This window comes from Serratia sp. 1D1416 (assembly GCF_003641105.1).
In the GTDB taxonomy this organism is placed as follows: Bacteria; Pseudomonadota; Gammaproteobacteria; order Enterobacterales; family Enterobacteriaceae; genus Serratia; species Serratia ficaria.
Genome location: NZ_CP032738.1, coordinates 5,314,371 through 5,340,605, shown reverse-complemented (window position 1 = coordinate 5,340,605; position 26,235 = coordinate 5,314,371). Strand labels below are relative to the sequence as shown.

Annotated in this window: 20 protein-coding genes and 1 pseudogene; 10 read left to right on the top strand and 11 right to left on the bottom strand. The window is 60.4% G+C overall.

Translation table 11 applies throughout. The features are described 5' to 3' along the window. Positions 1-5 precede the first annotated feature (5 nt). Both D7I37_RS25950 and D7I37_RS25945 read right to left on the bottom strand, forming a co-directional pair. Positions 6-1,166 (bottom strand): NapC/NirT family cytochrome c, encoded by a 1,161-nt coding sequence (locus D7I37_RS25950; RefSeq protein ID WP_129544695.1) that lies wholly within the window; start codon positions 1,164-1,166, stop codon positions 6-8. A 254-nt stretch (positions 1,167-1,420) separates the two neighbouring features. Then, a complete protein-coding gene (locus D7I37_RS25945; protein WP_061795982.1) occupies positions 1,421-1,843 on the bottom strand; it encodes an NUDIX hydrolase in 423 nt (140 codons plus the stop codon). A 247-nt stretch (positions 1,844-2,090) separates the two neighbouring features. On the opposite strand from D7I37_RS25945, the gene fruB reads away from it, so the two are divergent. From fruB to D7I37_RS25925, 4 genes are all read left to right on the top strand, one after another. Beyond that, positions 2,091-3,224 (top strand): fused PTS fructose transporter subunit IIA/HPr protein, encoded by a 1,134-nt coding sequence (fruB, locus tag D7I37_RS25940; protein WP_061795874.1) that lies wholly within the window; start codon positions 2,091-2,093, stop codon positions 3,222-3,224. Further along, a complete protein-coding gene (gene fruK / locus D7I37_RS25935; RefSeq protein ID WP_129544694.1) occupies positions 3,221-4,162 on the top strand; it encodes a 1-phosphofructokinase in 942 nt (313 codons plus the stop codon). Before fruB ends, fruK begins: the two co-directional genes overlap by 4 nt. Before the next feature lie 12 nt (positions 4,163-4,174). Beyond that, on the top strand, positions 4,175-5,863 hold the full coding sequence (gene fruA / locus D7I37_RS25930) for a PTS fructose transporter subunit IIBC (RefSeq protein ID WP_061795876.1): 1,689 nt from the start codon (positions 4,175-4,177) through the stop codon (positions 5,861-5,863). A 133-nt stretch (positions 5,864-5,996) separates the two neighbouring features. Beyond that, positions 5,997-6,569, top strand: coding sequence for a DJ-1/PfpI family protein (locus D7I37_RS25925; protein WP_061795877.1), 573 nt, complete (start codon positions 5,997-5,999; stop codon positions 6,567-6,569). A gap of 20 nt (positions 6,570-6,589) precedes the next feature. Here the strand turns inward: D7I37_RS25925 and nfo are convergent, their stop codons facing one another. The 3 genes from nfo to D7I37_RS25910 form a co-directional block, all read right to left on the bottom strand. After that, positions 6,590-7,429 (bottom strand): deoxyribonuclease IV, encoded by an 840-nt coding sequence (gene nfo, locus D7I37_RS25920; RefSeq protein WP_061795878.1) that lies wholly within the window; start codon positions 7,427-7,429, stop codon positions 6,590-6,592. A 97-nt stretch (positions 7,430-7,526) separates the two neighbouring features. After that, complete coding sequence (locus D7I37_RS25915) at positions 7,527-8,603, bottom strand: YeiH family putative sulfate export transporter (RefSeq protein WP_095098483.1); 1,077 nt, start codon at positions 8,601-8,603, stop codon at positions 7,527-7,529. Between the two features lie 156 nt (positions 8,604-8,759). Beyond that, complete coding sequence (locus D7I37_RS25910) at positions 8,760-10,652, bottom strand: acyltransferase family protein (protein ID WP_129544693.1); 1,893 nt, start codon at positions 10,650-10,652, stop codon at positions 8,760-8,762. A gap of 282 nt (positions 10,653-10,934) precedes the next feature. Here D7I37_RS25910 and yieE point away from each other — a divergent pair, with 282 nt between their 5' ends. After that, positions 10,935-11,801 carry a DNA-binding transcriptional regulator YeiE gene (gene yieE, locus D7I37_RS25905; protein ID WP_061795881.1) on the top strand — a complete coding sequence of 289 codons (867 nt, stop codon included), beginning with the start codon at positions 10,935-10,937 and terminating at the stop codon, positions 11,799-11,801. A 216-nt stretch (positions 11,802-12,017) separates the two neighbouring features. Continuing rightward, on the top strand, positions 12,018-13,496 hold the full coding sequence (locus D7I37_RS25900) for an amino acid permease (protein ID WP_061795882.1): 1,479 nt from the start codon (positions 12,018-12,020) through the stop codon (positions 13,494-13,496). Between the two features lie 43 nt (positions 13,497-13,539). On the opposite strand, the gene D7I37_RS25895 is transcribed toward D7I37_RS25900, so the two are convergent. Next, complete coding sequence (locus D7I37_RS25895) at positions 13,540-14,637, bottom strand: diguanylate cyclase domain-containing protein (RefSeq protein ID WP_095098480.1); 1,098 nt, start codon at positions 14,635-14,637, stop codon at positions 13,540-13,542. A gap of 381 nt (positions 14,638-15,018) precedes the next feature. On the opposite strand from D7I37_RS25895, the gene D7I37_RS25890 reads away from it, so the two are divergent. Together D7I37_RS25890 and D7I37_RS25885 are read left to right on the top strand one after the other, a co-directional pair. Further along, entirely contained in the window at positions 15,019-16,101 is a 1,083-nt protein-coding gene (locus tag D7I37_RS25890) for an iron ABC transporter permease (RefSeq protein ID WP_129544692.1), read from the top strand. Then, entirely contained in the window at positions 16,098-16,886 is a 789-nt protein-coding gene (locus D7I37_RS25885) for an ABC transporter ATP-binding protein (RefSeq protein WP_061795885.1), read from the top strand. Before D7I37_RS25890 ends, D7I37_RS25885 begins: the two co-directional genes overlap by 4 nt. A 57-nt stretch (positions 16,887-16,943) precedes the next feature. On the opposite strand, the gene D7I37_RS25880 is transcribed toward D7I37_RS25885, so the two are convergent. The 5 genes and pseudogenes from D7I37_RS25880 to puuR all read right to left on the bottom strand — a co-directional run bounded on the left by D7I37_RS25880 (position 16,944) and on the right by puuR (position 22,501). After that, positions 16,944-18,938 carry a ligand-gated channel protein gene (locus D7I37_RS25880; RefSeq protein WP_061795886.1) on the bottom strand — a complete coding sequence of 665 codons (1,995 nt, stop codon included), beginning with the start codon at positions 18,936-18,938 and terminating at the stop codon, positions 16,944-16,946. A 240-nt stretch (positions 18,939-19,178) separates the two neighbouring features. Further along, the gene (locus D7I37_RS25875) at positions 19,179-20,174 is read right to left on the bottom strand and encodes an ABC transporter permease (protein WP_129544691.1); all 996 of its coding nucleotides are present in this window, start codon (positions 20,172-20,174) and stop codon (positions 19,179-19,181) included. Next, complete coding sequence (locus tag D7I37_RS25870; RefSeq protein ID WP_061795888.1) at positions 20,171-21,682, bottom strand: sugar ABC transporter ATP-binding protein; 1,512 nt, start codon at positions 21,680-21,682, stop codon at positions 20,171-20,173. The genes D7I37_RS25875 and D7I37_RS25870 overlap by 4 nt, the downstream gene beginning before the upstream one ends. Positions 21,683-21,808: 126 nt before the next feature. Then, positions 21,809-21,937 (bottom strand): annotated as a pseudogene (locus tag D7I37_RS25865) (FAD-dependent oxidoreductase); the annotation flags it as partial. Between the two features lie 6 nt (positions 21,938-21,943). Further along, positions 21,944-22,501 carry an HTH-type transcriptional regulator PuuR gene (puuR, locus tag D7I37_RS25860; protein WP_061795889.1) on the bottom strand — a complete coding sequence of 186 codons (558 nt, stop codon included), beginning with the start codon at positions 22,499-22,501 and terminating at the stop codon, positions 21,944-21,946. Between the two features lie 394 nt (positions 22,502-22,895). On the opposite strand from puuR, the gene D7I37_RS25855 reads away from it, so the two are divergent. Further along, positions 22,896-24,314, top strand: a complete 1,419-nt coding sequence (locus D7I37_RS25855) for a glutamine synthetase family protein (protein WP_095098474.1) — start codon at positions 22,896-22,898, stop codon at positions 24,312-24,314. Positions 24,315-24,845: 531 nt separating this feature from the next. Beyond that, complete coding sequence (locus D7I37_RS25845; protein WP_061795891.1) at positions 24,846-26,213, top strand: APC family permease; 1,368 nt, start codon at positions 24,846-24,848, stop codon at positions 26,211-26,213. Positions 26,214-26,235 lie beyond the last annotated feature (22 nt).

Sequence of the window (26,235 nt, the reverse complement as noted above, 5' to 3'; positions counted from 1 at the left end):
CTCCCTTAAAGCTTGGCCGGTGCGGCGGATGGCATATCGCTGGCGTGTTTTTGCACGTACTGGGTCAGCACCCGCAGCTGTTCCTGCGTCAGCGAGGTGCGCGGCGCCATGCCTTTAATCACGCCGATCCACTGGTTGGCGTTGAAACGGTCGAGCGCGGTCAGCCCGTGGCAGCCGGTGCAGTTGGCCGACATCATGTCCGCCGCGTAGCGCCAGATTTTCTGCTGGTCGTCGATCAGCTGCTTGCGCGGCAGCCAGACCTGCAGCGCTACCCGATGCCACACCAGCCCGGTTTCCGCATCGGTCAGGGAGTCGCCGGTTTTCAGCTGTTTGCGGGCGTCTTCACCCAGCAGCACGCTGAGAATGCGTTTGCCCTGGGCGGCGTAGAACACTTCGCTGACTCCGTCCTGCTGCCAGCCTGCAACGCTGGCCAACACCCTGTCGCCCTCCTGTTTCACCACCTGCACTTCGGTGGACGGCATCAGGTTGCCGGCGTTGTGGTTGTCATCGGCGCTGAGGAAGAACGGCTCGGTGGCGATGGTGTAGAGGGTCGTGGCGTCAGGGGCGGTCTCCGCCGCGGCTTTCGCCAGCTCGGCGGCGCCCGCCTGGGTTTCGCCGCTCATGTCCGGCAGGATATGCGCCACGCCTTTGTGGCAGTCGATGCAGGTTTCACCCTGCTTGATGGCCACCGGGTGCTGAAGGCGCGCTTCCGGCCGCTGGGCGGTCATGTCCATGGCGTCAAAGCTGTGGCAGGAGCGGCAGGTGGCGGAGTCGTTTTCTTTCAGCGTTTTCCACACCGACTGCGCCATCGCAAGTTTGTGCGCCTCGTATTTCTCCGGCGTATCGAGGGTGCCGACCATCTCGCCATAAATGTCTTTTACCGCACGGACCTTGGTCCACAGGTAATCGAGCGGCTCATGCGGCACGTGGCAGTCGGCGCATTCGGCGCGGATGCCCTTGGCGTTCTGGAAATGGACGCTGCCTTGGTATTCGGCCAGCGGCTGTTGCATGCTGTGGCAGGAAACGCAGAAGGCGGTGTCGCTGGTTTTATGGAAGACGGTGGCGGTGCCGGCCAGCAGCGCCGCACCGAGGATAATCCCCAACAGCACCAGCCATACCCATCCCCACCGGCGCTTTTTCTCGGAGCCAGTCAGTTTTTTGCTCATGGTAAACCCGCTTATTATTATGAAATCACAAGTAAAATCTTGCCAAAGGGCCGCCGCAGGGGGCCGGCATGCCGTACTGATTATCGGGTTGATAATAAAAGGCACCTAATACCATAGGGTTATTCTGGGTCAATAAAATGGCGTTTAGCGAATAATTTAGGGTTATATCTTGTTGTATATAGCGGTTTTTTATCAGGAATTATGGCGGGGGCGGCAGGATCGCGGCCTGGGGATGAACCGCGATCGCTGCTGGGTTATGCGTTCGGCAGATAGGCCTGGCCGCTCAGCCACAGGCGAATGGCGGTGCGGCTGGCTTCGAAATGCGGTTCCGGCAGATGTTCGGGCGAGCACCAGCGCCACTCGGCGCATTTATCCGGCTCTTTCAACTCGGCCTGGCCGCCGGGGTGCGCCACCTGCAGACAAACAGACACCGTGTGTTTGCCTTCGGCGCGCCAGGTTTGCAGATTATTACTGACGCCGACAAAGCGCGGCGCATCGATCAGTAACCCGGTTTCTTCGGCGATCTCGCGCTGGGCGCACTGTTCGAAGGTTTCGCCGGCATCCAGATGCCCGCCGGGAATCGACCAGAAAGGGGCGTGCCGGCCGCAGCGTTTTCCCAGCAATATTTCCCCCTGCGGGTTAACGATAATCACCCCCACGCCAGTGACGACAGCCATGCTTTTCTCCTTCAGCAAAGTTTCAGCACAGTATGTCATTTTGCCGGCCGTGCGGCCAACCCTTGGGGAAAAGTGTGCGGAAGCTCAAAAATCTGCAATGGCAAAAGGGAGAAAACTTGCTTTCATCCTGAGCAGCTCACACACTCCTTGAAACGTTTCAGCGTTATCGGCCGCGACTCTCGCCGCAGGTAACGCTCCTTTTTCTCAATGAAGCTGAAACGATTCAATTCAGCAGGAGAGGAGAATCATGTTCCAGTTGTCACCGCAAGACATTCACCTGGGCGCCGCCGCCGGCGACAAACAGGACGCCATCCGCCAGGTGGCCGCCGCGCTTACCGCGGCCGGCTGCGTTAGCGCCGCCTACGTGGACGGCATGTTGCAGCGCGAGCTGCAAACCTCCACCTACCTGGGCAATGGCATCGCCATCCCGCACGGCACTACCGATACCCGCGATTTGGTGCTGAACACCGGGGTTCAGGTGTTCCAGTTTCCGCAGGGCATCGAATGGGGCGAAGGCCAGACCGCCTATGTGGTGATCGGCATCGCCGCCCGCTCCGACGAACATTTGGCGCTGCTGCGTCAGTTGACCCACGTGCTGAGCGACGACAGCGTCGCCGATCAGCTGGCGAAAACCGACTCTGCGGAAGAGCTGCGCAGCCTGCTGATGGGCGAGAAACAGGCGGCCGAGTTCCGTTTCGACGCGTCCCTGATTGCGCTCGACGTCGCCGCCGACAGCCTGATGACGCTGCAGGCGCTCAACGCCGGCAGGTTGCAGAAGATCGGCGCGGTCAACGCGCAGTTCGTCAGCGACGTGATCACCCGCAAGCCGCTGAATCTGGGGCAGGGTATCTGGCTGAGCGACAGCACCGAGGGCAACCTGGCCAGCGCGGCCACCGTCAGCCGCCCGGCGCAGGCGTTCGACGAAGACGGCGAGCCGGTGGCGCTGCTGTTGACGCTGTCCGTCGCCGATCCGCAGCCGCTGGCGGTGCTGAACTATTTGGGCGATCTGCTGCTGGCCAATAAAGCTGAACGCTTGCTGAACGCCGACGCCGCTACCCTGTTGGCGCTGCTGACCAGCGAGGTGGCGGAAGAAAGCGCCACGCTGAGCGCCGAGTACGTGATCCGCAACGAACACGGCCTGCATGCCCGGCCGGGCACCGCGCTGGTTAACGTGATCAAGCAGTTCAGCAGTGAAATTACCGTCACCAACCTGGACGGCAGCGGCAAGCCGGCCAACGGCCGCAGCTTGATGAAGGTGGTGGCGTTGGGCGTGAAAAAAGGGCATCACCTGCGCTTTACCGCCAATGGAGAAGATGCTGAAGCCGCGCTGAAAGCGATTGGCGAAGCCATTACTGAAGGACTGGGCGAGGGCGCAGCATGAGCAGAAGAGTAGCAACAATCACCCTGAACCCGGCTTACGATCTGGTGGGGTTCTGCCCGGAGATCGAGCGCGGGGAAGTCAACCGGGTGAAAACCGCCGGCCTGCACGCGGCAGGTAAAGGGATCAACGTCGCCAAGGTGTTGAAAGACTTGGGCATCGACGTCACCGTCGGCGGTTTTTTAGGCAAAGACAACCAGGACGGCTTCCAGCTGCTGTTCAGCGATCTGGGCATCGCCAACCGTTTCCAGGTGGTGCCGGGACGTACCCGCATCAACGTCAAGCTGACCGAGAAAGACGGTGAAGTGACCGATTTCAACTTCTCCGGCTTTGAGGTAACGCCGCAGGACTGGGAGCGTTTCGTCAATGACTCCCTGAGCTGGCTGGGCCAGTTCGACATGGTGGCGGTCAGCGGCAGCCTGCCGGCCGGCGTCGATCCCGACGCCTTTACCGACTGGATGATCCGCCTGCGCGCGCAGTGCCCGTGCATCATTTTCGACAGCAGCCGCGAGGCGCTGGTCGCCGGGCTGAAAGCCGCGCCATGGCTGGTGAAGCCGAACCGCCGCGAGCTGGAAATTTGGGCGGGGCACCCGCTGCCGCAGTTGGCCGACGTGGTGGAAGCCGCGCATGCGCTGCGCGATCAGGGCATCGCCCACGTGGTTATCTCGCTCGGCGCCGAAGGGGCGCTGTGGGTGAACGCGTCCGGCGCCTGGATCGCCAAACCGCCGTCTTGCGAGGTGGTCAGCACCGTGGGCGCCGGCGATTCGATGGTCGGCGGCCTGATTTACGGCCTGCTGATGCGCGAATCCAGTGAACATACTTTGCGTTTGGCCACCGCCGTGGCCGCGCTGGCGGTAAGCCAGAGCAACGTCGGCGTGACCGATCGTCCCCAGTTGGCCGCGATGATGGCGCGCGTCGACCTGAAACCTTTCAACCCATAAGCAGGAGGCAGAATGAAAACGCTGCTGATGATAGACAGCTCGCTGGGACAGGCCCGTAGCCACCTGGCGAAACGCATGCTTGAAGCCGCCGCGGCCAAAACCGGCCTGACGCTGGCGGCGTCGCCGGCGGACGCCGAGCTGGTGGTGGTAGCGGGGCAGGCCGTGCCCGCCGACGCCGCGCTGAACGGCAAATTGGTTTACCTGGGGGAGGTTGAACAGGCGGTTCGCGAGCCGGAAGCCTTCCTGGCGCAGGCCAGGGCCGGGGCCAAGGCCTATCAGGCGCCGGCTCAGGCCGCCGCTCCGGCGAAAGCCGCCGGGCAAAAACGCATCGTGGCGATCACCGCCTGCCCGACCGGCGTGGCGCACACCTTTATGGCGGCCGAAGCCATTGAAAGCGAAGCGAAGAAGCGCGGCTGGTGGGTGAAGGTGGAAACCCGCGGCTCGGTAGGCGCCGGCAACGCCATCACGCCGGAAGAGGTCGCGGCGGCCGATCTGGTGATCGTGGCGGCCGATATTGAAGTGGATCTGGACAAGTTTGCCGGTAAGCCGATGTACCGCACCTCAACCGGCCTGGCGTTGAAGAAAACCGCGCAGGAGCTGGACAAGGCGCTGGCCGAAGCCGAAGTGTTTCAGCCGCAAAAAAGCGGCGGCGCGGCGCCGACAGGGAAAAAGAAAGAGGGCAACGGCCCTTATCGCCACCTGCTGACCGGCGTGTCGTACATGCTGCCGATGGTGGTGGCCGGCGGCTTGTGCATCGCGCTGTCGTTCGTGTTCGGCATCAAGGCGTTTGAAGTCAAAGGCACTCTGGCGGCGGCGCTGATGCAGATCGGCGGCGGCTCGGCCTTCGCGCTGATGGTGCCGGTATTGGCCGGTTTTATCGCCTTCTCGATCGCTGACCGTCCCGGCCTGACCCCCGGCCTGATCGGCGGCATGCTGGCGGTGAGCACCGGCGCCGGCTTCCTCGGCGGCATCATCGCCGGTTTCCTGGCGGGCTATGTCGCCAAGGCGATCAGCGGCAAGCTGCGCCTGCCGCAAAGCATGGAAGCGCTGAAGCCGATTCTGATCATTCCGCTGGTGGCCAGCCTGATCACCGGCCTGATCATGATTTACGTGGTCGGCACGCCGGTGGCGAAAATCATGGAAGGCCTGACCCACTGGCTGCAGTCGCTGGGCACCGCCAACGCGGTGTTGTTGGGGGCTATCCTCGGCGCGATGATGTGTACCGATATGGGCGGCCCGGTGAACAAAGCGGCTTACGCCTTCGGCGTGGCGTTGCTGAGCTCCTCGGTGTATGCGCCAATGGCGGCGATTATGGCCGCCGGTATGGTGCCGCCGCTGGCGATGGGGCTGGCGACGCTGCTGGCGCGCCGCAAGTTCCAGAAATCCGAGCAGGAAGGCGGTAAAGCGGCGCTGGTGCTGGGCCTGTGCTTTATCTCCGAAGGGGCCATCCCGTTCGCGGCCCGTGATCCGATGCGCGTACTGCCTTGCTGCATCGCCGGCGGGGCGCTGACCGGCGCGCTGTCGATGGCGTTCGGCGCCAAGCTGATGGCGCCGCACGGCGGCCTGTTCGTGCTGCTGATCCCGGGCGCCATCACGCCGGTGTTGCTGTACCTGGTGGCGATCGCCGCGGGTACGCTGCTGGCGGGCGTGGCTTACGCCCTGCTGAAACGCGCCGAAGCGCCGGCGGCCACCCTGGCTTAACGGTTACGCAGGCAAGTAAGCAAAGCGCGGCCCTTGGGTCGCGCTTTGTCATTTCCGGCCGCCGCATGGCTAAAAGCCCCAACTGTTTCTATGATGGTGGGCAGACGGAAACCGACGTTTAACCGGAGAATCAATGAATAAAAAAGCGGCAGTGATAATGACCCCGGGCTTTGCCGACTGGGAATACGCTTTGATCGCTGGCATCGGTGGGCCTTTCTATGGGCTGGAGGTGGCATTTTTTGCGCCGCAGGTGGGGCGAATTCGTTCGCAGGGCGGCCTGGTCTGCGAGGTTTCAAAGGGGCTGGACGAACTGGCGGCATGGCATCCCGATGCCGTGGTGGTAGTGGGGGGCACCCTATGGGAACGCGAACAGGCGCCGGATATCGGCGCATTGCTTAACGCCCAGCATCTGCGAGGCATAACGTTAGCGGGTATCTGTGGCGGTACATTGGCACTGGCGCGTGCGGGTTTGCTTAACGACAGGGCGCATACGTCCAACGAGGTGGGATTTTTAACGCGCAACGCAAAGAACTACACCGGCGAACCGCTTTTTATCGCCAGTGCCTCAGCGGTGGCGGACACCAACGTCATCACGGCCCCGGGCACCGCGCCAGTCAGCTTTGCCGCCGCTATTTTCAGCGCCCTAGGGATCGATGAGGCGACGGTGACACAGTTCAAAGCCATGCTGGCCGCCGAACATGCCTGAGAACGCCGCCGTCTGAGCGGTTACTGCTGCGCTTTCAGCCAGGCGATTTCTTCCGCCCAGATGTCCGGGTTCACCGTTTCGAGGATCAGCGGAATATTGTCGAAGCGCGCATCGCGCATGATGTAGCTGAACACCGTTTTGCCGATGTTGCCTTCGCCCAGGCTGTGGTGGCGGTCGACGCGGCTGTTGAACTCGCTCTTGGCGTCGTTCAGGTGCATGCCGCGCAGGTAGTTGAAGCCGACGATATCGCCGAGCTGCTTAAAGGTTTGCTCGCAGTCCGCTTCGGTGCGCAGGTCGTAACCGGCGGCGAAGGCGTGGCAGGTGTCGATGCAAACGCCGACGCGGCTCTTGTCTTCCACGCCGTCGATGATGGCCGCCAGGTGTTCGAATTTGAAGCCCAGGTTGCTGCCCTGGCCGGCGGTATTCTCGATCACCGCCGTCACGCCCTGGGTTTTATCCAGCACGATATTGATCGACTCGGCGATGCGCGCCAGGCATTTGTCTTCCTCAATCTGCAGCAGATGGCTGCCGGGATGGAAGTTCAGCAACGTCAGGCCCAGCTGTTCGCAGCGCTGCATTTCATCGAGAAAGGCGTCGCGCGATTTTTCCAACGCTTCGCCGACCGGGTGGCCCAGGTTGATCAGATAGCTGTCGTGCGGCAGGATTTGCCCCGGGCCGAAGCCGTACTGGGCGCAGGCGCTTTTAAACTTATCGATCACGTCGGCGGGCAGCGGGGCGGCCTTCCACTGACGCTGATTTTTGGTGAACAGGGCGAACGCGGTCGCCTCTAATTCGTGCGCGCGGATAACCGCCTGATCCACGCCGCCTGACGCGCTGACATGTGCACCGACAAACTTCATTTTGATTCTCCTGTGTTATCGGCGTCATTATGGCATTGATGGCGGGCAGATTGAATGGCGGAAAAAAATAGCCCGCCGAAGCGGGCCGAAGGGGAGGTTAAAGCAGCGACTGCACCAGTTGGTTAATCGCGCCGCCGCCGACGATCAGCCAGACAAACAGCAGGGTGGCCAGCAGAATCGGTTTTACCCCGGCCTGACGTACCGCGCTGATGTGGGTGGTCAGCCCCAGCGCCGCCATCGCCATCGCCAGCATCCAGGTGTCGGCGGTAATCAGATGCCGCACCAGCGTGGCCGGGAGCAGGTCGAACGAATTCAGACCGGCGACGGCGATGAACAGCACCGCGAACCAGGGAATGGTGATGGCGGATTTGTCCGCCTTGCCGGTGGCGCTGCCGCGGCTGATGTAACCGGAAAGCAGCAGCAGGAACGGGGCCAGCATCATGACGCGGATCATTTTGGCGATCACCGCGGCGTTTTCGGCGTCCGGGCCGATGGCGTGGCCGGCCGCCACCACCTGCGCCACTTCGTGGATGGTGGAGCCGGCGTAGATGCCGAAGGTCTCCTGGCTGAGCGGCAGCCACTGGAAGTGCGCATTCAGCTGGTACAGCCACGGGTAAACGAAGATAGCCAGGGTGCCGAACACCACCACGGTCGCCACCGCCACCGCCACCTTGCTGGAGTCGGCCTTCAGCACCGGTTCGGTGGCCATCACCGCCGCTGCGCCGCAGATGCTGCTGCCGGCGCCGATCAGCATCGCGGTCTGGCTGTCGATGCCGAACACTTTCTTGCCCAGCCAGCAGGCCAACAGGAAGGTGGTGGTCAGCGTCAACGCGTCGATAATGATGCCGGTGGCGCCGACGTCGGCGATCTGCTGAAAGGTCAGCCGGAAGCCGTAGAGAATGATGCCCAGCCGCAGCAGACGCTGTTTGGCCAGCTGAACCCCGCTGTGGCAGCTGGGCTGCAGCCAGGGATAAAGCGTGTTGCCCACCAGAATGCCGAACAGGATCGCCAGCGTCAGCGCCCCCAGGCCCAATCCCGCCACCCAGGGCAGGTCGCCGGCCCAGATGGCCAGCGCGGTCAGCGCGCCGGTCAGCAGCAGCCCCGGCACCAGCCGCGGCAGGCCGAACAGGGGATAACGCCGTTCTGGAAAGGTATGCGTAGTATCGGTCGCCATATAACTCAGTCCTTCATCAAATTCCTTGCTGACAAGACTACGTTTCGGCGGCATAAAAGAGAAATTGATTATATATTTATAACCAATCTGAATAAGTGGTATAGGGCAAAGAGGCTCGCAAAATGCGAGCCTCTGAGCAGGGAGAGAAAAGGCTATCTAGGGGTAAAAGAAGTGATGATTGTTGAGCTGGTTGACGATGCCCTTTGCGACATAGTTTGCGCCGCTTAGGGTAAAGTGGCCGTAGTCGAAGGCAGAAGGTTGGCCGCTGTCGGTCATTTCCAGGCAATGGCCCGCCGGGCAAATCAAGTCGTAAACCGAGATATAGTTGACCTTCATGGACGCCGTCAGCGTTTTCAATTCGCTGTCCATCGCTTTCCGGCCTTTAACGATAGAACGGCTCGCCAGCGCAGGATCGCCATTTTCCTGATAAGCCAGCAGTTCCGGCAGCGGGCCCTTGTACTCGACCGTCGGCCCCAGTATGTAAAAGTTTTCCGTATATTTCCGCAGATAAGCTATGGTTTTAATAAGCTGATCTTTATCGTATTGATTCCAGCGCGCTGAGATGATCACGCCATCGATCTTGTTATTGGGAATAAAGTCTTTGTACACGTAGTTTATTAAATCGGTGCAGCGGTTGCTCATTTTCTGCTCGGTGACCGGCTTGCAGCCTGACGCGGTAGCCTGCATCAGGTTTACCTTATCGCCGGCGGCCAGGCTGATGGCGCGCCACAGGTGGGCGCCGTGGCTGTCACCGATCAATACGAAATTTTTCTGCGTTTCGGAAATCTTCAGGCACTTTTTCTTATCGTAGGCGCCATCGCCGCCGGGTTCGCCATTAATAAAGCACTCGCCCAGGCGATATTGGTAATTGTACTCATTTGAACCACGGTAATTGATGTAGTCGGCGATCTTCAACGACTCAGTGGAAAAGCTGCCGTTGTCATTCTTTATGTAACCAATGAACGCGGTCAGCGACGCCGCGAGTACAACGCTGGCCGCAGAGGCCGCGACAATACTTTTCGATGGAATGTTTTTCAGCTTATATCTGAACGGTATTTCGATTAAATAACGCGATGCGATCGCCAGCCCAAAGGTGAGCGAAATAACCAGCAGGCTCTTTTGCCACAGGCTGACGTCGAGCAGCAGGTTGGCGTAAACGATGATCGGCCAGTGCCAAAGATACAGGCAGTATGAGATCATGCCGATATACACGACGGGTTTGAGCGCCAGTATCTTGCCGACGATAGAATCCCGGCCGGCCAGGATTATCAGGAAAGCGCCAACGCATGGATAAAGTGCGTTATAGGAAGGGAACTTCTTGGTGGTGTCTAACCAGAGGAACCCAAAGATAATCAACGCCAACCCCAACAGGCTCAGGGCATGGCGGGTCGTCTTTTTATTCAGGGATGGCGAGTGCTCCATGCCGCTGACCGCCAGTATTGCCCCCATCGCCAGTTCCCAGGCGCGGGTCGGCAACATATAAAATGTCATGCTGGGCTGGAATTTTAGGCCCGCCAGGCTGAGTAGGAATGAACCGGCGATAATCAGGGTGATGATCAGGGTGATCCGGTTGCGGAAGAATTTTAACGCGGTGAAAAGAATAATAGGGAAAATGATATAAAACTGTTCTTCCACCGCCAGTGACCAGGTATGCAGTAGCGGCTTCAGCTCTGCTGGGCCATCAAAATAGCCGGTTTGACTAAAAAAGAAAAAGTTCGAGGAGAATAGGGTGGTGGCTAAGGCGCTCTTGCCTAACTCTGCAACCTGTACCGGGAGAAGTATATGGTAGCCAACGGCGAGTGTAGCGAATAATACAACAAATAAAGGCGGAAGGATTCTTAAGCTGCGTCGTTTGTAAAAATCGATATAAGAAAAATCACCTTTAATATATTCCTGGAAAATTATCCCTGAGATTAAATAACCCGAAATAACAAAGAATATATCGACACCGGTAAAGCCACCAGGAATACCGCCAAGCCCCATGTGATACGCGATGACCGGCAGAACGGCAAGCGCCCGTAAGCCGTCGATATCTGCTCTATACTTCACTTTTGCACCCAATTGGTAAGAAAAACGTTAGCGGAGTATAAGCAAATTGGGCAGTTATTTTGAAGGATATTTCGCCAAAACCCCGGTTTTGGGCATTAAAATAAGATAAAGCTTAGAATTGTTAACGAAAGTGTTTTTGGACGTAACGCGCCTGCGTTATGGTGTCTTCGTTTCTCGCCTAAGCCCCGCCACGGTCTTTGTGCGCGGGAGTTCAGGTTTTGATCGCATTTAAGGTTATAATTTCTCAAAGAGAATTTTTGAAATTTCAACACCGAGACGGTTATGCACATCACCCTGCGTCAATTGGAAGTTTTTACCGAAGTGCTGAAAAGCGGATCCACCACTCAGGCTTCGGTGGTGTTGGCGCTGTCGCAATCTGCGGTCAGCGCGGCGCTGGCGGATCTGGAAGGGCAACTCGGCGTTCAACTGTTCGATCGGGTCGGCAAACGGCTGGTCATCAACGAACATGGCCGCCTGCTGTATCCCAAGGCGCTGGCGTTGCTGGAGCAGGCGGGGGAGATAGAGCAGCTGTTCCGCCACGACGGCGGCGCGCTGCGCATCGCCGCCAGCAGCACCATCGGCAATTATATGCTGCCGGAGATGATCGCCCGCTACCGGCAAGCCTTCCCCGACACGCCGTTGGAGCTGAACGTCGGCAACAGCCAGGATGTGATCGTGGCGGTGGCGGATTTCCGCGTCGATCTGGGGCTGATTGAAGGGCCTTGCCACATGCCGGAGCTGGTGACTCAGCCCTGGCTGGAGGACGAGCTGGTGGTGTTCGCTGCGCCGGATAACCCGCTGGCGCAGCAGCCGCTGACGCTGGAGGCGTTGGCCAATGCGCCCTGGATCCTGCGTGAGCGCGGTTCGGGCACCCGTGAGGTGCTGGATCATCTGCTGTTGGCGCACCTGCCGCATTTCCAGCTGGTGATGGAGCTGGGCAATTCGGAGGCGATCAAGCACGCGGTGCGGCACGGTATCGGCATCAGCTGCCTGTCGCGCCGGGTGGTGGGCGAGCAACTGGCCAGCGGCGCGCTGGTGGAGCTGGCGGTGCCGCTGCCGCCGCTGATGCGCACGCTGTATCTGATCCATCATCGGCAGAAACACATCTCCAATGCCTTGCAGCGTTTCCTCAGCTACTGCGCGCTGTAATCCCTCACCACGCAAATCTCGCCTCTGCGCAGGAAAAATAAGCATAAAAACCTGCGCGCTGTCACATTAATGACAGTAAGTAAGGCTAACTGGCCCGTTGCTAATAATTGCCGCTGAGTTATGAAGCTATCTTATATCAGTGCAATGTTGCTAGTTCGCCGGTGGGTATTTGTTACAATCCGCCCTCATTTTTTTTGACGAGCAGATAGGGTAAGAATGGCTCAGCAGGATATAAAAACATCGGGGCAGCAAGCACCCGGATTGCGCCGCGAGCTGAAAGCCCGGCATTTGACCATGATCGCCATCGGCGGCTCCATCGGCACCGGCCTGTTTGTCGCTTCGGGCGCCACGGTTTCTCAGGCCGGCCCCGGCGGGGCGCTGTTGTCCTATGCCCTGATCGGTTTGATGGTGTACTTCCTGATGACCAGCCTCGGCGAACTGGCGGCCTTTATGCCGGTGTCCGGTTCGTTCTCCACCTACGGCGCCAAATACGTCGAAGAAGGCTTTGGCTTCGCGCTGGGCTGGAACTACTGGTACAACTGGGCGGTCACCATCGCCGTTGACCTGGTGGCTTCGCAGCTGGTGATGAGCTATTGGTTCCCCGATGCCCCGGGCTGGATCTGGAGCGCGCTGTTCCTCGGCCTGATGTTCCTGCTCAACTATATTTCGGTCAAAGGGTTCGGCGAAGCGGAATACTGGTTCTCGCTGATCAAAGTGACCACCGTCATCATCTTTATCGTCATCGGCGTGATGATGATCTTCGGCATCCTGAAAGGCGGCGAACATGCCGGCTGGCAGAACTGGACGGTGGGCGACGCGCCCTTTGCCGGCGGGTTCTCGGCGATGATCGGGGTGGCGATGATCGTCGGCTTCTCGTTCCAGGGCACCGAGCTTATCGGCATCGCCGCCGGCGAATCGGAAAACCCGGGCAAAAACATCCCGCGCGCGGTGCGTCAGGTGTTCTGGCGTATCCTGCTGTTCTATATCTTCGCCATTCTGATCATCAGCCTGATCATTCCTTACACCGATCCGAGCCTGCTGCGCAACGACGTGAAAGACATCAGCGTCAGCCCGTTCACCCTGGTATTCCAGCATGCCGGCCTGCTGTCGGCGGCGGCGGTGATGAACGCGGTGATCCTGACCGCGGTGCTGTCCGCCGGCAACTCGGGCATGTACGCCTCGACCCGCATGCTGTTTACCCTGGCTTCGGAAGGCAAGGCGCCGCGCATCTTCGCCAAGCTGTCGAAGGGCGGCGTGCCGCGCAACGCGCTTTACGCCACTACCGTAGTGGCCGGGCTGTGCTTCCTCAGCTCGATGTTCGGCAACCAGTCGGTTTACCTGTGGCTGCTGAACACCTCGGGCATGACCGGCTTTATCGCCTGGCTGGGCATTGCCATCAGTCACTACCGCTTCCGCCGCGGCTATATGCTGCAGGGGCATGACCTGAACGATCTGCCGTATCGTTCCGGCTTCTTCCCGCTGGGGCCGATCTTCGCCTTTGTGCTGTGTCTGATCATCACGCTGGGGCAAAACTATCAGGCGTTCCTGGAAGACAAAATCGACTGGTACGGCGTGACCGCGACCTATATCGGCATTCCGCTGTTCCTGCTGATCTGGTTCGGTTACAAGCTGACGCGCGGCACCCGTGTCGTGAAGTACAGCGAAATGGAATTCCCGAAGATGGACGTTAAATAATCTGCAATGCTGAAACGCGGCGGGATCCCGCCGCGTTATTGGGTCATTTCCTGCCGTTTTTGGCCAACGCCCGTTGCGCCGCCGCCATGAGACTTTCCACCGTCGCATAGTCCTGCGTCAGCGCCAACGCGCCGGCGTTGAGCTGCATCGTCACTTCGCCGAAATCACCGAAGCCGTAAGGCGCCTCCAGCGGCGGTAAAATACGCGCCAGGAATTCGCCCTCGGAACCGTAGGGCAAATCGTGCACCAGGATCAGAAATTGGCCGCCGATATAGCGGCAGACGAAGTCGCTGGGGCGGATCAGCATCTTGAGACGCTCGCCGACGGTGCGCAGCACGCCATCGCCAATCAACACGCCGTGGCTTTGATACAGCGCCGCCAGCGGGCCGAACTCGATAATAAACAGGTGCGAAAGCGGATGAACGGTTGCCGAAGGACGGCAGATCTCCTGCATCACCGCCTCGCCGCCGGCGCGGTTCAGGAAGCCGGTGAGGTGGTCGCGATGCGCCGCCTGCTGCTTTTCCCACGCCAGGGTGACGCGCAGCACCAGCTGCCGGTGGTAGAGGGCAATTAAGCCGTGGGCCAGCAGCACCCACAGCGGCGTGATGTCGGCCAGCAGAAACAGGTTTTGCACCCGCGACAGCGGCGCCGTCAGCAGATAGGGCAGGGTCAGTACCATCACTTCCAGCAGCGCGAAGCGCGGCGCCGCGGCGTGACGCTGCATCAGCCAGCAGGCCAGCGCGGTCACCGCCAGCCCGGCGAACAGGATCAGCACGAAGCGCCCCGACAGCATCGCCAGCACGGCGCCGGCGCCGACCAGCGCGGCCCACAGCAGCGCCATCACCAGCATGGCGTTCGGCCAATTCGGTGAACGATGGCGCGCCAGCCACCAGCGCCCGGCGGTCAGCAGCAACAGCAGCAGCAGCAGCCCAATGCCGACCAGCAGATGGCTCAGCCAGGCATAGCCGGCCAGCAGCAGCGCCGGGCCGGCGGCGTTCAGCCAGGGCGTCAGCGGGGAAGGCACCAGCGTAAGCCGCAGCTGGCGTTGGAAAGGGCCGTCGTCGGCATGCAGCGGGCTGTGCAGCAGCCAATGCAGCAGTGCCGGCCTCTTGGGCGTTAACCTGGTAGGTGGACTTCTCATTGCAGCCTCATCAATAAAGCCCTGTGCATAATAGGGACTGGAACCTCTGGTCCGGACGCGGTGATGCGTTGCGGAGCGCTTTGGCTTTGGATTCTATGTGGTTTTCTCGTCGTTTGTCATAGCCGGGCCGGTTCGGGGGCCACTTTCGGAATTGTTAACCCCGGGCAATTAACATGGCCGCAGCAGGCACGTTGGATAATAAGTATAGAAAATAAAACGTTACATCTTGATACGCCCGATTACAGCGATAGTTATGATTGATAAGTATTATCGTTTGCTTTATTGTTGGCGGCTGCTTAACGGTTAATGCAGCACTCTTTCCAGGTAAAAGCGGCCGTTCGCCTGCCGCTATCGTTATCGTCGTAACAGGTATCCGAAATAATGAGCGTATCCACCGATCCCGCCACCGGCGCCAAGGGGCAACCCGAGGTCAACGTGATGGGGCGTTATCAGCATATTCTTCGTCACCGCTTACTGATTATGGGCGTGCTGGCCCTGGCGATCCTCGGCTCGCTGCTGCTGGACTTCACCATGGGGCCATCCGGGCTCTCGCTGTCCTCGCTGTGGCAAACGCTGATCGACCCGGCGGCGGCGGACGCCGGCACCCGCGTGATCGTATGGGATATTCGCTTGCCCTACGCGCTGATGGCGGTGGTGGTGGGCTTTGCGCTCGGCCTGGCCGGCGCCGAAATGCAAACCATCCTGAATAACCCGCTGGCCAGCCCCTTTACCCTGGGGGTCTCTTCCGCCGCGGCCTTTGGCGCCGCGCTGGCCATCGTGCTGGGCATCGGCATTCCGGGCATCCCCGACCAGTGGTTCATTTCCGCCAACGCCTTTATTTTCGCGCTGTTCGCCGCGCTGATGCTGGACGGCATCACGCGCTGGACGCGGGTGGCCACCTCCGGCGTGGTGCTGTTCGGCATTGCGCTGGTGTTTACCTTCAACGCGCTGGTGTCGATGATGCAGTTCATCGCCAGCGAAGACACGCTGCAGGGCCTGGTGTTCTGGACCATGGGCAGCCTGGCGCGGGCCTCGTGGGACAAGCTGGGCATTCTGCTCGGCGTTTTCGCCGTGCTGCTGCCGCTGTCGATGATGAGCTCGTGGAAGCTGACCGCGCTGCGCCTGGGGGAAGACCGGGCGGTAAGTTTCGGCATTGACGTGCGTCGCCTGCGCCTGACCACGCTGCTGCGCATCAGCATCCTTTCCGCGCTGGCGGTGGCTTTTGTCGGCCCGATCGGTTTTATCGGCCTGGTGGCGCCGCACATCGCCCGCATGATTTTTGGCGAAGATCACCGCTTCTACCTGCCGGCCAGCGCCCTGATTGGCGCGCTGGTGCTGTCGATGGCGTCGGTGGCGTCGAAAAATCTGGTGCCCGGCGTCATCATTCCGGTCGGCATCGTCACCTCGCTGGTGGGCGTGCCGTTCTTCCTGAGCATTATTCTGCGCCACCGGGGGAATGTATGAGCCAGGGTTTGCGTATCGAACATTTCTCCGCCGGCTATCCGAAGCGCCAGGTCATCCGCGACCTTTCGGTGCCGATGCTGCCGCGCGGCCAGATCACCGTATTGCTGGGGCCGAACGGCAGCGGCAAGTCGACGCTGCTGCGTTCGCTGGCCGGGCTGAATCCGGCGCAGGGCAAACTGTGGCTGGACGACGGCGACCTGATGCAGATGCCGTTCGCCCGCCGGGCGGAGAAGGTGGTTTATTTGCCGCAGTCGCTGCCCGCCGGGGTGCATCTGCACGTGCTGGAATCCATCATCGTGGCGCAGCGCGCCTCGGGCGGCCGCAGCAATGCCGGCAGCGAAGCGGAAGTGATGGCGCTGCTGGAACAGCTGGGCATCGCCCATCTGGCGCTGAGCTATCTCGATCAGCTGTCCGGCGGCCAGAAACAGCTGGTGGGGTTGGCGCAGTCGCTGATCCGCCAGCCTTCGCTGCTGCTGCTCGACGAGCCGCTGAGCGCGCTCGATCTCAACTACCAGTTCCACGTGATGGATCTGGTGCGGCGCGAAACCCGCAGGCGCAATATCATCACGGTCGTGGTGGTGCACGACATCAACATCGCGCTGCGCCATGGCGACCACGTGCTGATGCTGCAGGATGGCGAGGTGATTGCCGACGGCGCGCCGGAACAGGTGATTACCCCGCACAGCCTGGCGCGGGTGTATGGCGTGCGCGGCCGTATCGAGCGCTGCTCGCAGGGCACGCCGCAGGTGCTGATCGACGGCTTGGTCAACCAACCGGTGATTTAGGCCCGCGGTTGCGCGGTAAGTCAGCTAAAAAAGGCCCTTTGCAGGGCCTTTCGCTTATCAGAAGTTGTAGCTCATGCCGACGGTGTAACGGCGGCCGTCCAGCGTGGTGTTGTAGTGATCGTAATCCACGCTCTTGTCGAGAATGTTGTAAACCCCGCCGGTCAGCTGCAGGTTTTTCGCCGCCTGGTAGCTCAGGCCGGCGTCGACAAAGGTGTAAGACGGCGTGCTCTTGGCCATCGAGGTGCGGCTCAGATAGTCCGAGGTTTTGCTGCGGAAGTTAACGCGCGTCCATACGCCCAGATCATGAGTGGCCTGCCAGTCCAGCACGGTGTTCAGCATATGTTTCGGCATCTGATTCAGCGGTTTACCCTGGAAATCGCCGCTTTTCTGCTCGGACGAGGTAAAGGTGTAGTTGGTGTTCCACTTCCAGTCTTTGCTGATCTGCCAGCCGAAGGTGGCCTCCACGCCGCGCATATTGGCTTTATCGACGTTGACGCGATCGCTGATGAAATAGTAAGGGGTGTTGCCGATCATGCACTGCGCATCGCCATCGCCGCTGTCACAGCGGCGTACCTCGGTGATCTTGTCTTTGAAGTCGGTGTTGAACACCGTTACGCCGGCGTTGATGCCTTTGAGGCTATCCCACATCAGGCCGATCTCTTCGCTCAGGCTCTTCTCAGGCTGCAGATCCGGGTTGCCGATAATGATCGACGTACGCCCGCCACCGGTAATTTGCCCCCAGTTGGCGGAGGATTGGCGCAGGTCCGGCGAGCGGTAGCCGGCGGAGACGCCGCCTTTCAGCGTCCACTGTTCGGTCAGATGCCACACGCCGTACATGCGCGGCGTCCAGTGGTTGCCGTAGTTTTGGTCCTGATCCATACGGATGCCGGTCGTCAGGCTGAAGTCGTTGGTCAGCGCCCATTCATCCTCGGCGAACAGCGCCCAGCTCCAGCGGGTCAACTTGCTCAAGCCGTCGGCGGCGTCCAGCTGATTGCCGCCGTCGCTCAGTTTTTCGTAACGGTACTGCCCGCCGAGGTTCAGCATGTGCGATCCCAGCTCGAATTGGTTCTGGGTATTGAAGATGGTGTTGTACATCTTCATGTCACGGCCCGGGTTATTGGTTTCTTCACGCTGAATGTAGCTGGTGGAGTTGCCGAAGTCGTAATAGCCGTTGTGGGTCAGGGCGTAGTTGGTGCGGGTATAGAGGCTGTCGCTGACGCTGTTTTGGGTGCATTTATTGTTGCGGCAGTTTTCGGCCGCCATGGATTTGCCCGGCGTGCTGTTGCGGTCCTGCAGCGAGCGGCCGACCTCGAAGTCGAATTCGTTTTTGTCGTCCGGCGTCAGCGTGAACACCGCGGTGCCGCTGCGCATGCGCTGTTCGTTGAAGCCGTTAAGGATCTTGTCCTCGGCGCGGCGCGACAGCAGGCCGTTGACCCGCAGGCCGAGCAGGCCTTCAATCAGCGGGCCGGAGGCGTAGGCGTTGGTCTGGAACAGATCGCCGGAGTTGCGGTTTTCCTGCAGGGTGGCGTCGCCGTGCAGCGAGCCTTTCCACTCGGTGCGGGAGGTTTTGCGGGTGATGACGTTGATCACGCCGCCCATGGCGTCGGAGCCGTACAGCGAGGACATCGGCCCGCGCACCACTTCGATGCGTTCAATGGCTTCCAGCGGCGGCAGCCAGCCTTGCTCGATGCCGGAGTTGTCGCTGTTCGGGCGGGTACCGCGGGTGTCTACGCGCTTGCCGTCCACCAGGATCAGCGTGTATTTGGACGACATGCCGCGAATGCTGATGTCGCTGCTGCTTGCGCCGCCGGTAACCACCACGCCCGGCACGTCTTTCAGCGCGTCGGTGATGTCGCGATAGGCCTTGTCTTCAATCTGCTGGCGCGGGATCACCGAGATCGAGGCGGCGGAGTCCTGGATCTTTTGCTGGAAACCGGAGGCGGTGACCACCATGGTGTCCTGAGCGTCGTCCTGCGGTGCGGCCAGCGCGCCGGCGCTGCTGAGTGAGGCGATAATCAATGCGGCGAGTCTGTTATAGCGTGGCTTTTCCATGAGGCAAACCTTTCCTGGTTTAGTGTTGTTTATTAACGTATTGAATAATTGGATAAATAATTCCATTGCCGCGGCGAAATGCATCGTTTCGCCCGCGTTGCGTCAGGGTATTGTAAGGATTTCAAACCAAATGTAAACGCAAATGATAATTCGTATCATTTGTATGATTGCGTCAATAAAGAGGGGAGTAACCGGATGAATTAAAGGGAAAAGCGGCGCAGCGGGGCTGCGCCGTCAGGCTTAGCGTTTCTGGATGTAGGTGATGGCCAGCGCCAATGCCAGCACCAGGCCTTTGATAATATCCATCGCGTAATAAGGGACCGAAAGCATCACCAGGCCGTTCTGCAGCACGCCGAGGATCACTGCGCCGACCAGGGTGCCGAGCGCGTTGGGTTTGCCGGAGCCGGCCAGCGAAAAGCCGATATAGGCCGCGGCGACCGCATCCATCAGATAACCGCCGCCGGCATTGACCTGAGAGGAACCAATACGTGACGCCAGCAATATGCCGCCAAGCGAGGCCAGCAGGGCAGAAATGACATAGGCGGAAACCCTGTAACGTACGGTGCGGATACCTGAAAGGCGCGCGGCCTCGGGATTGCCGCCGATGGCGTACATGCGCCGGCCGTGCTTGGTCAGCGACAGGAACAGCTGGACCACCAGGGTGACCGCCAGCATGATCAGCACGATCACCGGCACCTGGCCGAGGGCGGAAAACACCTCGGGGATCGTCCCCTCCGCCATATCCCCGCTCGGCAAGACCATGTTCTGGGTAATCGAGCCGCCATAGCTGTAGGTCATCGCCACCCCCTGGATGACGAACAGGCTGGCCAGGGTGGCCAGCATATCGGGGATTTTCAGCACCACGATCAGCAAGGCGTTGAACAGGCCGACCAGCGTGCACAGCAGCAGCGTCAACATTATGGCGCCGGCGGTGCCGAAGCCGTGCCAGACGAACAGCGAAATCACCAGCGCATTGGCCAGCGAGGCGGTGGAGCCGACCGACAAATCGAAGCCGCCGACCGACAGCGAAATAGAGACGCCGATGGCGATCACCGTAACGATGGCGATCGAACGCAGAATATTGATGATGTTATTGGGATCGAGGAAGTTATCCGACGCCAGGCCGAACAGCGCGATCAGCGCCACGACGGTGAGCAGCATGCCCCATTTATAGAGAAACTCAAACAGCTGATGGCGCCAGGGGCGGGCATTCTGCAAGGATAATTCTTTACTCACGCTGGGGTTCCTCCGGTGGAATACAGTAATAGCGTTTCTTCATCAATATCGGCGGCGTTCAGCTCCGCCACGACGCGGCCGTCCCACAGCACGCAGATGCGATCGCACAGGCCAACCAGCTCGGCGAACTCGCCCGAGGCATAGATGATGCCCTTGCCGGCGCGCGCCAGCCCGTCGATCAGGCTGAACAGCTCCTGCTTGGCCTGGATATCCACGCCTTTGGTCGGCTCGTCGAAAATCAGCACCTCGGCGTCGCCGCGCAGCCATTTGCCGATCGCCACCTTCTGCTGATTGCCGCCGGACAGCCGCGCCAGCCGCTGTTGCGGGCCGGAGGCGCGAATGCTCAGGCGCCGCATGATGTCCTGCGCCCAGCGCAGCTCCCGGCGCCGGCTGAACAGGCTCCAGCGCGAGAAGCTGTCGTCGGCGCTGACGCTCAGGTTCATCGGGATCGCTTCATCGATGAATATGCCTTCCTTGCGGCGCTCTTCCGGCACCAGCGCCAGCCCTTGTTCGACCGACAGGTGCGGCGCGCGCGGCCGCCAGGGCTGGCCGCGCAGCTCGCCGCGCTCGATGCGCGCCGGCGCGGCGCCGAACAGCGCCTTGCACAGCTCGGTTTTGCCGGCGCCGGCCAGCCCGGCGATGCCGAGGATCTCTCCCCGATGCAGCCGCAGCGAGACGTCGCGCAGCTTGTGCCTGTCGTGCAGACCCTGCACCTGCAGCAGCGGGCGGTCGCCGTGCGGCGGTCGCGGCGGCGGGAAGATGTCGTCCAGCCGGTGGCCGAGCATTTTCTCGACCACCTGTTCGCCGCTCAGGCCGTGCATGGCGTCCTCGCTGACGTGGCGCCCGTCGCGCAGCACCGTCAGCCGGTCGCAAACCTCACTCAGCTCATGAATGCGATGGGAAATAAACACGATGCCGATGCCTTCGGACCGCAGGCGGCGCACCACCCGGAACAGGCGTTCGCTCTCGGCGCGATCCAGCGGGGCGGTGGGTTCGTCCAGCACCAGAAAGCGGCAGCGGTGCGACAGCGCCCGCGCCAGCAACACCTGCTGTTTTTCCGCCAGCGTGCAGTCGGCCAGGCGTCGGCGCAGGCTGAGCTTCAGTTCCAGCTGTTGCAGCAGCCGCGCCGCCCGGCGGTGCAGTTCGGCCCAGTTCAGCAGGTGGCCCGGCTCATTCAGCCAGTCCAGCATGATGTTTTCCGCCACCGACAGCTGCGGAATCAACGCCACGTCGACCTCCTGCTGCACCACATGGATGCCGTGTCGGCGCGCCTGCAGCGGGGAATGGATATCCACCGCCCGGCCGTCGATCAGAATGTCTCCGCGGTAGTGGTCGTGCGCGCCGGACAAGATCGCCATCAGCGTCGACTTGCCCGCGCCGTTGGCGCCGACCAGCGCATGGGTGGAACCGCCCTGCAGGGTGAAATCGACATTCTGCAGCGCGTTGAAGCCGGCGAAGGCGATCGAGATATTGCGCATCTCGAGGCGTGAGGGCGTGGCGGTTGGCATAGTGTGATCGGGACGTTTAGGTGTTTAGATGGCTAAAGGTGATCTTTTGTAACACAGATCGCGATTTTGACAAGCCACTAAATGACATAACTAAGACGAAAAAAATCCTTGAGCGGGCGGGGCGTCAGATCCCCAGCCGATGCGCGCCGCTGCCGGAACCACGACGCGGCAACCCGCCTTCGTCAGGTGCAGCGCCGACGACGGGCCGGTAAAACCGCCGCCGACGATGCAGACGTCGCAATGGATGTCTTTGCTCCGGCGTCAGAAGGTGGTGGGGGTGTGCGCGCTGACGATGCGGCAGACGCGCGCCGAGGTATTGCTGAAGCTGTGCGGAATGCCGGTGTTGATGGCGTAGCTCTGGCCGGCGGACAGGCAATAGCTCTGGCCGTTGATGGTCAGCACGATTTCGCCTTCCAGCAGGGTGCCGATCTCCTCGCCCTGATGCTTGATCTTCTCGCCGGTGGTGGTGCCGGGCTGGTAGGTTTCCAGCATCATCGCCAGGTTGCGCGCCGGGTTGCCGTTATGCACCAGCTTCATCGATACGCCCTGGCTGCCGATTTCGATCAGGTCTGCGGCGTTGATCACCACCTTGGGTTCGTCGGCGGCTTCCGGCTCGGCAAAGAATTCCGACAGCGACAGCCCATACACCTTCAGCAGCTTTTGCAGCGTGCTGATGGCCGGACTGACCTTGTCCTGTTCGATGGTGCTGATTGCGCTGTGGGTTAACCCGGACAGTTCGGCGACCCGGCGCTGCGACAAACCCAACTGCAAACGGATCTGTGACAGGCGCTTGCCCGGCGCCAAGCTGACTTCGCTCATAGCGGTACTTCCTTCTGATAGGGACGACAGGCAGAAATGAATAACGGTATCGGGCGCCTGTCTGAGTGATATCGACACAGCATGATATCGGTAGTTGGGCCGGGTTTGGAAAATATATTGCCCATGGTCACCCTCGTTGCGACGGACGAAATTCTGTACGCGAAAATGGCGCCAAGGCCTTTTCGGTCAATATTTTATCAATTTAGCAGCCGGTGGCGAATAATCAAACAGGATTGTAACATTTGCAAACCCATTCTGTTAAGGCTATGTTTCATATTATGGATGTTATTTTGAGCGCCCGTTCCGGCGCAGTCTACAGAGAAATCAGACCATGTGTTGAATCGAGCGGCAAGTGGGCGCCAAGGCGCTCTCTGAGCATAATGGCGGGTGACCTATGCAAACCAATATCGCGGCAGTTGAAAATTTTGCGCAGCACAATGAAGAGAGGCGAAGTAGCGCGTTCCAACGTGAGGTCGCTCACTATTTGGAACGCCACCCCTCCACGCAGTATATCGATATCCTTCTCACCGATCTGAATGGTTCCTTCCGCGGCAAACGCATTCCCGTCTCAGGGCTGAAAAAACTGGAAAAAGGCTGTTACTTCCCCGCCTCGGTATTCGCTATGGATATCCTCGGCAACGTGGTGGAAGAGGCCGGTCTGGGCCAGGAGCTTGGCGAACCGGACCGCGTGTGCATGCCGGTGCCCGGCTCGCTGACCCCCTCGGCGGCGGACCCGGAAAATATCGGTCAGGTATTGCTGACCATGCTGGATGAAGATGGCACTCCCTTTGACGTTGAACCCCGCAATGTCCTGAATCGAGTATGGCAGGCGTTGCGCCAGCGCGGCTTGTTCCCGGTGGTAGCGGTAGAGTTGGAGTTCTATCTCATCGATCGACAGCGAGACTCGGAAGGGTATCTGCAGCCGCCGTGCGCGCCCGGCACCCAGGAGCGCAACATGCAGAGCCAGGTCTATTCGCTGGATAACCTGAACCATTTTGCCGAGGTGCTGAACGACATCGACACCCTGGCGCAGATGCAGGGGCTGCCGGCCGACGGCGCGGTGGCTGAGGCCTCGCCCGGTCAGTTTGAGGTTAACCTGCAGCATACCGACAACGTGCTGCAGGCCTGCGACCACGCGCTGGCGCTGAAGCGTTTGGTGCGGCTGGTGGCGGAAAACCACCATCTGCACGCCACCTTTATGGCCAAACCCTACGAGGAATACGCCGGCAGCGGCATGCACGTGCACATCAGCATGCTGGACGGCGAGGGGAAAAACCTGTTCGCCGACGCCGCGGGGGAAGATTCGCCGCTGCTGCATCGCGCGCTGGCCGGGATGATTACGCTGATGCCGGCGTCGATGGCGCTGCTGGCGCCGAACGTCAACGCCTTCCGCCGCTTCCAGCCGGGCATGTACGTGCCGACTCAGGCCTCCTGGGGGCATAACAACCGCACGGTGGCGCTGCGCATTCCGATCGGCGAGCCGGAAAACCACCGGGTGGAATACCGCGTGGCGGGGGCCGACGCCAATCCTTATCTGGTGGTGGCCGCTATTCTGGCGGGCATTCTGTACGGCCTGGACAACGCGTTGCCGCTGCCTGAGCCGGTGACCGGCAACGGGCTGGAGCAGGAAGGGCTGCCGTTCCCGATCCGCCAGAGCGACGCGCTGTATGAGTTCGAGCATCAACGCGAGCTGACCCAGTACCTCGGCGAACGCTTCGCCCGCGTCTATCATGCCTGCAAGATGGACGAGCTGATGCAGTTCGAGCGGCTGGTGACGGAAACCGAGATCGACTGGATGTTGAAAAATGCCTGAATGGGCGTAAAGTTAGTGACATCGTTCTGACGGCGAGCGGGTTAATAGCGGATTAATTCGCCTGGCAGGCGGGTTTCCGAACGATCGCCAAAAGAATTTGTGTAAGAAGGTTTCCGGATCTTGTCATCCGGAGGCATTCTGGTGCAAAATACCCCCAATGCAGATAGCCGACGTTTTAAAGCGTCGGTTATTTTTTTTGCATTTGTGTTTTACAAACTGAGCGTTTCATACACCAAGCGAGGCCGGACACCGATCCGGATAGATAAACAGTTTCGTGCACGATCAAACAAAACTTTATGGTCGTGACTCATGAGGATAAGAAAGATGGGGCAATTTTTCACTTTAGCGCCGGTGCCCGCCGGTTTCCGCTGCGGCCGCAGCGATTATGGAGCAGTCGAGGCTTCCTTGACCCGCTATCCAGCTTCCAATCCCCTTCTTTTAGAATTAAGTCGCTCGTTGCGAAGTTTCCCCGCAACCTTAAGTCTTGGCGTGTCCACCATCCGCAAGGCAGAAGGTAAGGGGGGCTGAACAATGTCCGATAACATCATCAGCGCCGCTCCGGCTCAGCGCACTCAGCTGCGTAAAACCCTGACTTTAGTTCCGGTAGTGATGATGGGCCTGGCTTACCTGCAGCCAATGACCATCTTCGATACCTTCGGCATCGTATCCGGCCTGACCGATGGTCACGTCGCGACCGCGTACGCCTTCGCTCTGCTGGCGATCCTGTTTACCGCCCTGAGCTACGGCAAGCTGGTGAAGAAATTCCCTTCGGCCGGTTCCGCCTATACCTACGCCCAGAAAGCCATCAGCCCGCACGTCGGCTTTATGGTGGGCTGGTCATCGCTGCTGGACTACCTGTTCATGCCGATGATCAACATCCTGCTGGCCAAAATTTACCTGGAAGCCATCTTCCCGGGCGTGCCGTCGTGGATTTTCGTGGCCGCACTGGTCGGTTTGATGACCCTTTTCAACCTGCGCGGCATCAAGCTGGTGGCCAACCTGAACTCGATCATCGTGGTGGTGCAGGTGGCGATCATGATCGTGTTCCTCGGCCTGGTGATTAACGGCGTTTATCACGGCGAAGGCGCCGGCACGCTGGTCAGCAGCCGTCCGTTCTGGTCCGAGAACGCCCACGTGGTGCCGATGATTACCGGCGCGACCATCCTGTGCTTCTCGTTCCTCGGCTTCGACGGCATCAGCTCGCTGTCCGAAGAAACCAAAGACGCGGAGAAAGTGATCCCGAAAGCCATCTTCCTGACCGCGTTGATCGGCGGGGTGATCTTTATCGTGGTGTCTTACTTCGTGCAGCTGTACTTCCCGGACATCTCGCGCTTCAAGGAACCTGACGCGTCGCAGCCTGAAATCATGCTGTACGTGGCGGGCAAGTTCTTCCAGTCGGTGATCCTGGTGTTCTCTTGCGTCACGGTGCTGGCATCCGGCATGGCGGCGCACGCGGGCGTTTCGCGTCTGATGTACGTGATGGGCCGCGACGGCGTGTTCCCAAGCCGTTTCTTCGGCTATGTGCACCCGAAATGGCGCACCCCGGCGCTGAACGTGCTGCTGGTGGGCGCCATCGCGCTGTCGGCGGTGTCGTTTGACCTGGTTACCGCTACCGCGCTGATCAACTTCGGTGCGCTGGTGGCCTTCACCTTCGTCAACCTGTCGGTGATCTCGCAGTTCTATATCCGCGACAAGATGAACCGCACGCTGAAGGATACCTTCAACTACCTGATCCTGCCGGTGATGGGCGCGCTGACCGTGGGCGCGCTGTGGATTAACCTGGAAGCCAGCTCGATGACGCTGGGCCTGGTGTGGGCGGCGATTGGCCTGATCTACCTGGCCGTGGTGACCCGCAGCTTCCGCTTGCCGGTACCGCAGGCGAGCGAAGACGCCGCATAACGCGAAAGAACGCTTTACGCGA